Source organism: Aureisphaera sp., assembly GCF_059726885.1.
The window spans coordinates 3472909-3485661 of the sequence record NZ_AP041051.1; the positions used below are offsets into that span (position 1 = coordinate 3472909).

10 protein-coding genes, 2 tRNA genes and 1 rRNA gene are annotated in these 12753 nt (G+C 41.6%); 6 read left to right on the plus strand and 7 right to left on the minus strand.

Translation table 11 applies throughout. The features are described from left to right. Positions 1 to 89: 89 nt before the first annotated feature. The 4 genes from AC6JAD_RS15675 to AC6JAD_RS15690 all read right to left on the minus strand — a co-directional run bounded on the left by AC6JAD_RS15675 (position 90) and on the right by AC6JAD_RS15690 (position 3124). Positions 90 to 166 (minus strand) — tRNA-Ala (locus tag AC6JAD_RS15675). Positions 167 to 260: 94 nt separating this feature from the next. Beyond that, positions 261 to 334 (minus strand) — tRNA-Ile (locus AC6JAD_RS15680). Positions 335 to 441: 107 nt separating this feature from the next. Then, a 16S ribosomal RNA gene (locus tag AC6JAD_RS15685) occupies positions 442 to 1961 on the minus strand. Positions 1962 to 2422: 461 nt separating this feature from the next. Beyond that, a complete protein-coding gene (locus AC6JAD_RS15690; RefSeq protein ID WP_461304015.1) occupies positions 2423 to 3124 on the minus strand; it encodes a DUF4294 domain-containing protein in 702 nt (233 codons plus the stop codon). Between the two features lie 103 nt (positions 3125 to 3227). Here AC6JAD_RS15690 and AC6JAD_RS15695 point away from each other — a divergent pair, with 103 nt between their 5' ends. The 3 genes from AC6JAD_RS15695 (at position 3228) to AC6JAD_RS15705 (ending at position 6770) form a co-directional block, all read left to right on the plus strand. Continuing rightward, the gene (locus AC6JAD_RS15695; protein ID WP_461304008.1) at positions 3228 to 4313 is read left to right on the plus strand and encodes a M42 family metallopeptidase; all 1086 of its coding nucleotides are present in this window, start codon (positions 3228 to 3230) and stop codon (positions 4311 to 4313) included. Positions 4314 to 4404: 91 nt separating this feature from the next. Then, positions 4405 to 5832, plus strand: a complete 1428-nt coding sequence (locus AC6JAD_RS15700; protein WP_461304007.1) for an MBOAT family O-acyltransferase — start codon at positions 4405 to 4407, stop codon at positions 5830 to 5832. Then, complete coding sequence (locus AC6JAD_RS15705) at positions 5832 to 6770, plus strand: hypothetical protein (protein WP_461304006.1); 939 nt, start codon at positions 5832 to 5834, stop codon at positions 6768 to 6770. Before AC6JAD_RS15700 ends, AC6JAD_RS15705 begins: the two co-directional genes overlap by 1 nt. Here AC6JAD_RS15705 and AC6JAD_RS15710 read toward each other — a convergent pair. Beyond that, positions 6763 to 8142, minus strand: coding sequence for an alanine/glycine:cation symporter family protein (locus AC6JAD_RS15710; RefSeq protein WP_461304005.1), 1380 nt, complete (start codon positions 8140 to 8142; stop codon positions 6763 to 6765). The two genes, AC6JAD_RS15705 and AC6JAD_RS15710, sit on opposite strands and share 8 nt — an antisense overlap. A gap of 77 nt (positions 8143 to 8219) precedes the next feature. On the opposite strand from AC6JAD_RS15710, the gene AC6JAD_RS15715 reads away from it, so the two are divergent. Further along, positions 8220 to 9458 carry an acyloxyacyl hydrolase gene (locus tag AC6JAD_RS15715; RefSeq protein WP_461304004.1) on the plus strand — a complete coding sequence of 413 codons (1239 nt, stop codon included), beginning with the start codon at positions 8220 to 8222 and terminating at the stop codon, positions 9456 to 9458. A 135-nt stretch (positions 9459 to 9593) separates the two neighbouring features. Here AC6JAD_RS15715 and AC6JAD_RS15720 read toward each other — a convergent pair whose 3' ends face one another. Beyond that, entirely contained in the window at positions 9594 to 10547 is a 954-nt protein-coding gene (locus tag AC6JAD_RS15720) for a phosphoribosylaminoimidazolesuccinocarboxamide synthase (RefSeq protein ID WP_461304003.1), read from the minus strand. Further along, positions 10547 to 11500, minus strand: a complete 954-nt coding sequence (locus AC6JAD_RS15725) for a PhoH family protein (protein WP_461304002.1) — start codon at positions 11498 to 11500, stop codon at positions 10547 to 10549. Before AC6JAD_RS15725 ends, AC6JAD_RS15720 begins: the two co-directional genes overlap by 1 nt. A 113-nt stretch (positions 11501 to 11613) precedes the next feature. Here AC6JAD_RS15725 and AC6JAD_RS15730 point away from each other — a divergent pair, with 113 nt between their 5' ends. Beyond that, positions 11614 to 12447 carry an SAM hydrolase/SAM-dependent halogenase family protein gene (locus AC6JAD_RS15730; RefSeq protein ID WP_461304001.1) on the plus strand — a complete coding sequence of 278 codons (834 nt, stop codon included), beginning with the start codon at positions 11614 to 11616 and terminating at the stop codon, positions 12445 to 12447. Positions 12448 to 12455: 8 nt separating this feature from the next. Beyond that, positions 12456 to 12752, plus strand: a complete 297-nt coding sequence (locus AC6JAD_RS15735; RefSeq protein ID WP_461304000.1) for a putative quinol monooxygenase — start codon at positions 12456 to 12458, stop codon at positions 12750 to 12752. Position 12753: the final 1 nt, after the last annotated feature.

A 12753-nucleotide genomic window follows, 5' to 3' on the forward strand; every position in this document is an offset into this window, starting at 1 on the left:
CCAATATGTCAATGAACTGTCCGGGCCCGGAACATACGGTGGCCGCCACAACGGACGGCAGCTAAACCGCAAAAATCCCTTTTTGCCCTTGGTGGAGAATATCGGAGTCGAACCGATGACCTCCTGCGTGCAAGGCAGGCGCTCTAGCCAGCTGAGCTAATTCCCCATATACTAGCAGTTAGTACATAGTAGCCAGTAGCCATAACAACTACTACTCAACTTCTAGAATTTCCTTTCAATATATCAATATGAACGTATCGTAGTCTCAGGCAGACTCGAACTGCCGACCTCTACATTATCAGTGTAGCGCTCTAACCAGCTGAGCTATGAGACTGCATGCATATATAAATCAAAATCGACAGCTAAACCAAGAAAGATACAGGATCCCATTAAAGGATTCTTCTCGTCGTACCTCTCATCCCCCATAGGGGGAATCTCTAGAAAGGAGGTGTTCCAGCCGCACCTTCCGGTACGGCTACCTTGTTACGACTTAGCCCCAGTTACCAGTTTTACCCTAGGCAGCTCCTTGCGGTGACCGACTTCAGGTACCCCCGGCTTCCATGGCTTGACGGGCGGTGTGTACAAGGCCCGGGAACGTATTCACCGGATCATGGCTGATATCCGATTACTAGCGATTCCAGCTTCACGGGGTCGAGTTGCAGACCCCGATCCGAACTGAGACCGGTTTTAAGGATTCGCTCCACCTTGCGGTGTGGCTGCCCTCTGTACCGGCCATTGTAGCACGTGTGTAGCCCAGGACGTAAGGGCCGTGATGATTTGACGTCATCCCCACCTTCCTCGCGGTTTGCACCGGCAGTCTCGTTAGAGTTCCCATCTTTACATGCTGGCAACTAACGACAGGGGTTGCGCTCGTTATAGGACTTAACCTGACACCTCACGGCACGAGCTGACGACAACCATGCAGCACCTTGCAAACAGTCCGAAGAAAAGGGTGTTTCCACCCCTGTCCGAATGCATTTAAGCCCTGGTAAGGTTCCTCGCGTATCATCGAATTAAACCACATGCTCCACCGCTTGTGCGGGCCCCCGTCAATTCCTTTGAGTTTCATTCTTGCGAACGTACTCCCCAGGTGGGATACTTATCACTTTCGCTTGGCCACCCAGCCCGAAGGCCGGACAGCTAGTATCCATCGTTTACGGCGTGGACTACCAGGGTATCTAATCCTGTTCGCTCCCCACGCTTTCGTCCCTCAGCGTCAATGCATTGTTAGTGATCTGCCTTCGCAATCGGTATTCTGAGTAATATCTATGCATTTCACCGCTACACTACTCATTCTAACCACTTCACAATGATTCAAGACGACCAGTATCAAAGGCAATTTTACGGTTGAGCCGCAAACTTTCACCCCTGACTTAATCGCCCGCCTACGGACCCTTTAAACCCAATGATTCCGGATAACGCTCGGATCCTCCGTATTACCGCGGCTGCTGGCACGGAGTTAGCCGATCCTTATTCTTACGGTACCGTCAAGCCCCCACACGTGGGGGTGTTTCTTCCCGTACAAAAGCAGTTTACAACCCATAGGGCAGTCTTCCTGCACGCGGCATGGCTGGATCAGGGTTGCCCCCATTGTCCAATATTCCTCACTGCTGCCTCCCGTAGGAGTCTGGTCCGTGTCTCAGTACCAGTGTGGGGGATCCCCCTCTCAGGGCCCCTACCTATCGTAGCCTTGGTGTGCCGTTACCACACCAACAAGCTAATAGGACGCATGCTCATCTTGTACCGTGACCTTTAATCAAAAGACGATGCCGTCAAATGATGCCATGGGGTGTTAATCTTCGTTTCCAAAGGCTATCCCCCAGTACAAGGCAGATTGCATACGCGTTACGCACCCGTGCGCCGGTCGTCATCTGGTGCAAGCACCAATGTTACCCCTCGACTTGCATGTGTTAGGCCTGCCGCTAGCGTTCATCCTGAGCCAGGATCAAACTCTTCATCGTTAAATCTTAAATAAAATTCAAGCACAACAAAAAGCCCTCAAAAAAATCTCAGGTATCTATTCTTAGTTTAGTTTATTCTCGTCGAACCACAGTCTCAAAAAAACCGCGGTCCTACGCGCTGTCAATTTCAATATATCAATGAACTTTATTCTCTTCTAAATACACAAAACAAACAATCCCTCATCCGTTTTGCGGGTGCAAATATACAACCCCTTTTTTCATTCCACCAAAACTATTTCAATCTTTTTTCGATGATTTTTATTAACCGTTTATAAACAATTGAAAAGGTGTCATTTACAGTCACAAAAAAATTGATCCGAAATAAGGAATACCAACAATCATATCGTAACAGATATTTAGTCGATAAAGACTATTCAAATCAATGTAAATCACATGTAGTGAAAAAAAGAGCGGACAAGCAAGATACTACATTTCTGTAATTCAGGCAAGTAAAAACAAAATTACTTTCCAGTTGCCATTTTATTCCAATGGGCAGACAAATCCAAATAATCTATTTCCTGCCATGGTTCCTGTCGCTCCAATAAATTTTCCTGAAAGGATCGTTCAAGAATATCCTCTATTAGGTAATCTTCCTTAACATCAAAAGGCCTATACTCTTCCTTTAATGAAATATCGAACATATTGGCCGTGGTATTGTACCAAAAGGCCCTCCAGCCCGTCCTAAGTTCTTTTACCAAATTAAAGGCCGTTTTCCCCGTTTGCCTATGTATAAGTTTTACCAGGATTTGTCCTTCTGTACGGGTAAGCTTTTTTAATCGTTCAGAAAATTCCCCTTCTATATATTTCTGAATGCGCTTGGTGTACTTTCGTTTGGCTCTTTTGCTTTCAAGGGAAGCCATTCGCTCCGTCATAACCTGAAGTCTATCTGCAGCAAGTTTAGCATAGGGATACACTTTCCTGGTTTTGCGTCTCAATATGAGGTAACGTCTCCTGTCCTCCTTGGAGTTAAATTCCAATTTATTCAGAAGTACCACTTCCTTTAGATCGATAAACTCCCTAGGAATGGTATCACCCTCTACTATATAATAGAATGTGTACGTACTGTCCTTCTTGATTTCCTGAAGGGGGTTTTTCTCCTGCCCCTGTCCCGTAGGCATAAAGACAAGTGAAAGTAGTACGGTAATGTAGGCAATCCTGAACATCATGCTAATTGTAATTCCAAAATCGTTCCAAAATTATAAAAATTGCAACGGGCCCATTATTAATTAATTACTAATTTTGAAATTCTCATCACAAAATTTATATATGGCAACATCTATTCTCAATAAAAAATCACTGAAGTTCCTAGAACAGTACCTTAATAACGCAGCTCCAACCGGATATGAATGGGACGGGCAGAAACTATGGATGGAATACCTAGAACCTTACGTGGACGAGTTCATTACGGATACGTATGGTACTGCGGTGGCCGTTATTAATCCTAAGTCCGACTACAAAGTGGTTATCGAAGGACATGCAGATGAAATCTCATGGTACGTAAATTATATATCGGACAATGGCCTTCTCTATGTGATTCGCAATGGTGGAAGTGACCATCAAATAGCCCCTTCGAAGGTGGTTAACATACACACCAAAAAAGGAATTGTGAAAGGGGTATTTGGCTGGCCTGCCATTCATACGCGAAGTAGAGCAAAGGAAGAACCGCCAAAACCTGAGAACATATTTATTGATATTGGAGCCAAGGATAAAAAAGAAGTTGAAAAAATGGGTGTGCACGTGGGATGTGTTATTACATACCCCGATGAATTCCATATTTTGAACAAGGACAAATTCGTTTGTCGTGCTTTAGATAACCGTATGGGTGGATTCATGATAGCAGAGGTGGCACGTTTGCTCAAGGAGAATAAGAAAAAGCTACCTTTTGGACTCTATATAACAAATTCGGTTCAAGAGGAAATCGGGTTGCGAGGGGCACAAATGATCGCGGAACGGATTCAGCCGAACGTTGCTATCGTTACCGATGTAACTCACGATACCACCACCCCTATGATAGACAAAAAGAAGCAGGGGTTAGCTAAGATTGGTGATGGTCCCGTGGTAGCTTATGCCCCGGCGGTTCAGCAAAAATTGCGTGACCTTATTACGGACACTGCCGAGGATAAGAAAATACCCTTTCAGAGGGCTGCTCTATCTAGAGCAACCGGTACCGACACGGATGCCTTTGCCTACAGTGGTAGTGGTGTTGCCAGTGCTTTAATTTCCTTGCCTTTACGATATATGCACACTACTGTGGAAATGGTACACAGGGATGATGTAGAAAATGTTATTAAATTAATTTACGAAACCCTGTTGAATATTAAAAAAGGAGAGACTTTTAGTTACTTCAAGTAGTAACATTTCCTTTCAACAACCTAAAGGTTTTTATCCAATCAAGAATGATAAAAGCCTTTTTTTATCTTTGGCCAGTACCAAATAACCTATAGTGCTATTTAATTCATTCGATTTTGGTTTCTTTCTCCTCATTGTTTTCTCAATGTATTGGATCATTGGCGTTAAGAGAAGAAATACACAAAATCTACTGTTATTGGTGGCTAGTTATGTCTTCTATGGTCTGTGGGACTGGCGTTTTTTAGGGCTTATTTTTATGAGTTCCCTCGTAGATTACTTAGCAGGAAGGGCGCTTAACCATACTTCTAATAAAACAAAAAGAAAATGGTACCTATGGGGAAGTATCCTTTGGAATATTGGAGTGCTCTTTACATTTAAGTATTTCAATTTCTTTTTAGACAACTTCCGTTCTCTGTTTGGGATAGAGGCCACTGAAGGATATCACTTCTGGAATGTGATCATACCAGTAGGCCTTAGCTTCTACACTTTCCAAACCATGAGTTATACTATCGATGTATACCGAAAAAAAATAAAACCCACACACCGTTTTTTGGAGTTCATGTGCTTTGTGAGCTTTTTCCCCCAACTAGTAGCAGGCCCTATTGAAAGGGCTCGGGATCTCCTTCCGCAATTCGAAAATGAACGCAGTTTTAATTATCAGAATGCCAAGGAAGGGTTGCGCCAAATCCTGTGGGGTTTATTCAAAAAAATTCTAGTAGCCGATAAATTGGGCATTGCGGTCACAATGGTTTTTAACGAACCTGAAAATTACGGTGCCTTGACCCTCGTATACGTTTCCCTCCTGTTTTTCTTTCAGATTTATTGTGACTTTTCTGGGTATACGGATATCGCAATTGGAACGGCCAAATTGTTTGGTTTCAAGCTGAACAAAAACTTTAAAATACCCTATCTGTCCATTAGTATAACCGAATTCTGGATGCGATGGCATATCACTTTGACCAAATGGTTTACGGATTATGTCTACTTACCCATTTTGCGAAGCCGAAGAAAGATTACACCAACGCTGAGAATTTTTGCAGTTATCATAACCATGGTCTTGGTAGGTCTTTGGCACGGCGCCAATTGGACCTTTGTCATGTTCGGACTGGTAAACGGAATTATTTTGGTGGTCGAGCGGATTCCCTTATTTAAAAATGGTGAAGTCCTTCAGAAAAAATTATATAAAATTCCGCGATTCATTTCATTGGTCTATTTCTTTGCCATTGCGGCCTTAATGTCCATGTTCTTCAGATCCCACTCTATTTCTCAGTCATTTTTAATCCTGAAGAAGTGGTTTACCCTGGATATGGATACCCATATTTCATCCTTGATTGGAATTAAACTCCTGTACCTTCTAATTCTGATTATTGCAGAATTGCTCACACGAAAAAAGGACTTCCCATTGCAGCAATTGGAAGTTAAGGTTCCAAAAGTGGCGAGATGGGCACTATATTATACCATCATATTTTTAATCATTCGGTACGCCGAGCCCAAAGAGGCTTTTATTTATTTTCAGTTTTAATGTTGCGAAAATTTGCTACATATACGCTTTTGTTTTTTGTTCCAGTTGTTATTGGATATGGCCTGGTAGAATATCTTACTTTGGAAATGCCCTCCTCTTTTAAAGCCAATGTATCCTATATGGAAGGCAACAAGAACACTTTTGAAAATATGGTGCTGGGGTCTTCACAAATGCGGCAGTCCGTTAATCCGGAGTGGATACAAACCCCTACCATAAATATGGCCTCCGGGGATCAGCATCATGATACCGATTTTAAGCTACTGAAGGGAATGGAAGATGAATTCCCTAATCTCGAGACCGTTATTTTTGAGGTATCCTATAGTCATTTTGAAATTCCACATAACGGAAAGGATTTTTGGAAAAACAATTTTTATTTGAAATACTATAAAGCCAATAATTTTGAGCGGCAGGTATATTTTAAAGATAGGTTAGCCTATTTAGCCAACCCCCAATTCTTCTCCAAAAAGATTTGGGAGTATTATTCGGAAGGTGAGCGAAAGGAAGTATACAACGAATATGGTTTCAACACCAACTCTTATCATGGCCAATTTCAGGATCTAGGGCATGACGAAATTAAAATTGCGGCCATGCCACGATTCAAAATAAACACCGAGCCCAGTTTGAAGGTTTTTAAAAAGAATACAGCTCTTTATTTCGATATACTGAACTATTGCAAACAGAAGGGATACAAGGTTGTTGTTTGTAAAGTCCCGATGTACAAAACCTATCACCAAAGAAAAAACCCTGATATTCTTAGACGAAGGGACAGTATTCTTGAACTTTCCCAGAAACAATTCGATAACATCACATTATTCGATCTAGAACAGGATACAATTAATTTTGAAGTGAACGACTTTTGGAATCAAAGTCACCTAAACCCCAAAGGTGCCGAAAAGTATACTAAAAGATTGGACTCTCTCTTACAAACCCTTAATTAGTCTTTTTTAATCTCCTGAAGTACGATTTAGCTTCTGATACCACCTTGGGTGCAAGTATGATGGTAGCCGTCATCGTGGGTATTGCCATAAAAGCGAAAAAAGAATCTATCAAGCCAATCATCATATCTAAAGAAGCAGTGGCTCCCAGAATAATACTACCAATATAAAAGTAGTTGTAAACACCTTTACGATGCGCTCCAAATAGGTACGACATGCATTTGGTTCCATAGTAGGAATAGGAGAACAATGAGGAAATACTGAAAACTGCAATGCAGACCATTAATCCGTATTTACCAAAAGAAGGCATTGCATTGTCAAACGCAGCCGCGGTTAATGAAACTCCGTTATCCATACTCGATTGCCACACCCCAGTGACCAAGATTGCCAGAGCTGTAAGTGTGCAAACAATCAATGTATCTATCGCTGGACCCAACATGGCTACCAAACCTTCCCGAATAGGTTCATTGGTCTTGGCGGCTCCATGTGCCATAGGAGCTGTTCCAATACCTGCTTCATTTGAAAATGCGCCTCTTTTAATTCCCAGAAGAATTAACCCTCCGACAACTCCACCTAAAAAAGCATCCCCTTCAAAAAATGATGCTGAAAAGGCATCAGAAACAATTAATCCGAGATAATGAGGGACCTCTTCTATATAAATGCCCAGGATAATCAGTACCATCACAAAATACAATCCCACCATAGATGGCACCAATTTTTCTGCGGTTTTACTTATCCTTGACAATCCACCTAAAATAACAATGGCCGTAATAGCTGCCAATACTATACCGATTATTAAGTCGGTTTTCCATCCGAAATATATTCCAGAAGGCTTAACAATGATATCATTAACTGCCTGTGTAAGCTGATTCACATTAAATACGGGAAGTGCGCCTATAAGGCCGGAAATACTAAAAAACACTGCTAGGAACTTCCAATTTTTGCCCAGACCTTCTTCTATAAAATACATGGGGCCTCCTTGAATTTTCCCTTCACTGTCCTTTCCACGGAATAATATGGCCAAGGTTGCAGTAAAAAACTTAGTAGACATACCTATTACAGCGCTAACCCACATCCAAAATACGGCACCTGGTCCTCCAATGGTAATGGCGACTGCTACCCCAGCAATATTTCCCATACCCACTGTTGCGGACAATGCTGTGGTCAACGCTTGAAAGTGGCTAATTTCGCCATCATCCTTTTCATCATCATATTTGCCTCTAAGAACCGCAATTGCATGACCCAAATACCGGAAGGGCATAAATTGTATTCGGATAAGCAAATACAATCCTCCTCCAATAAGAATAATTAACAACGGAAGTCCCCAAGCAAGTGAGGATAATTCTGATATAAAATTTTCGAGGATTTCTTTCACGTTTGGCTTGCTTTATGGATGCCCTAAAGTAATTTAAATTTTAAAATTCGTTTCGATTGGCTTTATTTGTATTCGAAATGAAACAACTACTAACCGCTTTTTTGCTTCTATGCCTAACATCGGCATATGCACAAGACACTGACAGCCCAGTTATTTTCATTCCTGAAATAATGGGTGGAATCACGGCTGAGGCCAATGAAAACTTTCCAGAAACCAACGGACAGGGGTCGCTTTTACTCAATATAGTTTGGGATCAAAGATTCAAATCCCATGAATGGGCAAGGAGACTCAAAGGACCGAGAACCGGATTGTCCTTGAGCTATACAGACTTTGGCAATAAGGATAGTCTGGGAAGTGCCATCACCTTCATGCCTATTATTGAATTTAATGCATTCGGAAAAAAAGATCTAAGTGTTCAAGTAGGGATGGGAGGATCTTACTTTAATAAGATTTATGATCCAGTTACCAACCCTAACAATCAAGGAATAACCACCGATTTGGTCTGGTCGTTCCGAACGTTTTTCCAGTGGAAACTATATACCCAGGGCAAAATAGATTGGAGAGTGGGTGCTGGATATTTTCACCATTCCAATGGCCATACCCGTCTGCCCAATCAAGGTCTTAATTCATTCCTTCTTAGTGTTTCTGCTGCCATTAAATCGAACAGATCTTTGGATGAACCTCCATCATTCCCCGATTTGGAACGCAGTATCTATTCGTATGTTTCGGTACGTGGCGGATATGGTGTTAATGTACTTGGCAAACCAGAACCTTTTAATGATAAGAAACCCGTATACACTTTTGCCGGAGAATATGGTAAAGTAATTAATAACACCTATAAACTGGGAATTGGTTTCTATTATCGCTATTACGAACACTACTTCGATTATATTAATGACAATGAATCTTTGGTTCAGGACGGTCGTGAATTTGCATCGTTCAAGGACAGTCCCGTTTGGAATGCCTCTGCGCTGGGAGTTTATGGCTCTGGTGAAATTTTATTGAACCACATTGGCCTTGAAGTTCAGATTGGTCTAAACATTCACAAACCTGCCTATAAAATTGATTGGCGTCTTAATCAGGGATGGGCGTTCATTCCACGTGAAATACCACCTGACAACAATTTTGTCCTGGGTGAATTCGATACAAAGTTTCGAATAAAACACTTGGTGTCTTCACGAATGGGAATGAAGTACTATTTATGGGGCACTCACGAGTTTAGGAAAAACAACTTGTATGCTGGATTCCACATCAATTCCAATGGTGGACAAGCAGATTTTACCGATGTGAGTTTAGGCTACGTGTACAACTGGTAGGAAATATCTAGTATCCATCATTTTGTTCCCTCCATTCCTTTTTTATGTTCTTTTGGCGATAATACGCCACAAAGATTAAGGATAGCGGAAAGAAAAAAAATATTAAAACCCATTTTAGGATCGTACCCAATATTTTCATTGGTTTTGAAGATATTGCAACACATTTGCACGAATCCTGTCTTGAATATTGCTTAAATCCGCTTTCACGAACTTTTCTCCGGTAATATTCTCGTACAACTCTATATATCGCTCCGAAACCGTCTCAATATAAGCATCGCTCATATGTGGTACCTCTTGTCCTTCGAGTCCTTGAAAGCCATTAGATATGAGCCATTGTCTCACAAATTCTTTCGAAAGTTGTTTTTGCGGTTCTCCTTTTGACTGGCGTTCTTTATATCCATCCGCATAAAAGTATCTTGAAGAATCCGGGGTATGAATTTCATCGATGAGAAGGATTTCCCCGTTGCTGTTTTTTCCAAACTCATATTTGGTATCCACCAAGATAAGCCCTCGCTGAGCAGCGATTTCCGATCCCCTTTGAAATAATTTCCTTGTGTAGTCTTCTAATACCAAATAATCCGCTTCTGAAACAATTCCCCTCTTCAAAATTTCTTCTCGGGAGATGTCTTCATCATGGTCTCCTTTTTCAGCTTTTGTAGCTGGAGTGATAATGGGTTCCGGAAAAGCATCATTTTCCTTCATACCATCTGGCATGGAAACACCACATAGCGTCCTCTTACCGGACTTGTATTCCCGGGCCGCATGGCCACTCATATAGCCACGTATAACCATTTCAACCTTAAACGGCTCGCAAGCTTGACCTATCGCAACATTTGGATCTGGTGTCGCCACTAACCAATTGGGTACCAAATCTACTGTATCCTTCATCATTTTAGTGGCAATCTGATTCAAGATCTGTCCTTTGAAAGGAATCCCCTTAGGCATGACCACATCGAACGCACTCAAACGGTCCGTTGCTATCATAAGCAACAAATCATTTTCCAAGGTATATACTTCCCGTACTTTTCCTTTGTAAATGGATTTTTGTCCGGGAAAATTAAAGTTTGTATCGGTAATCGTCTGGCTCATTAATTTCTATTTTCTATTGCTTTATAGGCGGCAATTACCTTTTTTACGAGTCTATGGCGAATAACGTCCTTGTCGTCTAAATGAACGATTCCCACGCCGTCGACATCTTTTAGGATAAGCAACGCCTCTTTAAGTCCAGAAATGACACGTCTTGGAAGATCTATCTGACCTGGATCACCTGTAATCATGAATTTAGCATTCTTCCCCATTCGGGTTAGGAACATTTTCATTTGGGCATGGGTTGTATTTTGACCTTCATCCAGAATTACGAAAGCATTATCCAAAGTGCGCCCGCGCATAAATGCCAAGGGAGCTATCTGTATGACACCTTTCTCTATATAAGAATCCAATTTTTCGGCAGGAATCATGTCCCGCAACCCATCATAAAGAGGCTGCATATAAGGGTCCAGCTTTTCTTTTAGGTCCCCAGGTAAAAAACCAAGGTTCTCCCCTGCCTCTACAGCCGGACGGGTAAGAATGATTCTGCGAACCTGCTTTTCCTTTAATGCCTTAACCGCAAGGGCGACCCCGGTATAGGTTTTTCCGGTTCCGGCAGGACCAATGGCAAAAACCATATCATTTTTCTGCATAAGGTCTACAAGCTTGCGTTGATTGGCCGTTTGCGCCTTGATCAACTTTCCGCTAACACCGTGTACCAATACCTCGCCACTAATTTCTGAGGTTTCGTAGTCGGCACTGCTTTCGCTCATAAGTACGCGCTCGATCACATTTTCATCGAGCTTATTGTACTTCACATAATGCTCTAGAAGCATACTCATTCGGGTATCGAATTCTTCCAGAATCTCTTCATCACCGTAGGCTTTTATTTTACTGCCTCGGGCAACGATTTTCAGTTTTGGAAAATATTTTTTTAGAAGGTCAATATTGGCATTCTGAAGTCCAAAAAACTCTTTTGGACTGATCTCAGTGAGTTCAATTATAAGTTCGTTCAAAAGCGGTTGTTTATTGTTTTATGAATAACTAGAGTAAATATACTTTTTCTCTTTGCAAAAGTACCCTATTTTTGCTGTAGTTGTTTTAACAAAATATCAACAATTAACTACGAATGCCCATTGTAACCCTTACAACCGATTTTGGAGAGAAAGATCACTATGTGGGAGCTGTTAAGGGGGCCATCTACAGTGAACTGGAAGATGTTCGCATTGTTGATATCTCCCACTCCATTTCCCCCTTTCACAATACGGAGGCGGCGTATGTGGTTCAGAATGCATATAGCAGTTTTCCAAAGGGCTCTATTCACATTATAGGTATAGATAGTGAACTGAACCCCGAAAACAAGCACATTGCACTATTATTGGACGGACATTATTTTATATGTGCCAATAATGGGATCATTTCCATGCTTACTTCAGAAATTAACCCAGAAAAGATCGTTGAAATCAACATTCACGATCGCGTGGAAAGTAATTTCCCAGTATTGGACGTATTCGTAAAGGTAGCATGCCACTTGGCTAGAGGTGGAACCTTAGAGGTGATTGGGAAACCCATACAGGAAATCAGGGAGCTTACCCGATTGAAACCTGTTGTGAATACAGACGGCAATCAAGTGATAGGAAATGTCATTTATATTGATAATTATGGCAATGTGGTTTGCAATATCACCAAATCGCTATTTGACAAGGTAGGAAAGGGGCGCGAGTTTAAAATTACTGCCCGAACCGCCACCTTCACAAAGATTTATACGCATTATAGCGACTCCATTAATTTCGATGTTCCAGCAGACCGACGTGAAGAAGATGGCAAAAAACTGGCGATATGGAATTCGTCCGATTATTTAGAACTCGCAATCTATAAAAGCAATCCCAAAACGGTAGGAAGTGCTTCTACCCTATTTGGATTGGAATTTTGGGATACCATAACCATTAATTTCATAAAATAAGAAAACAGGTGTTTACAAGAATTGTAAAAATGGAATTTGAAGAGGAGCATGTATCTACTTTTTTGAATAATTTTGAAGAAGTGAAATCAAGAATACGGGTGTATCCGGGCTGTAGGTATTTAGAATTATGGAGGGACAAAAAAGACCCTTCCATTTTTTTTACCTATAGTCACTGGGAACAAGAAGCAGATTTGGAAAGTTATAGGAACAGTGCTCTTTTCAAATCGGTTTGGGCAACAACCAAGCCGCTATTTCGTTCTAAAGCCCAAGCTTGGAGTGTAGATGCCATTTGCCAACTGACCTAAT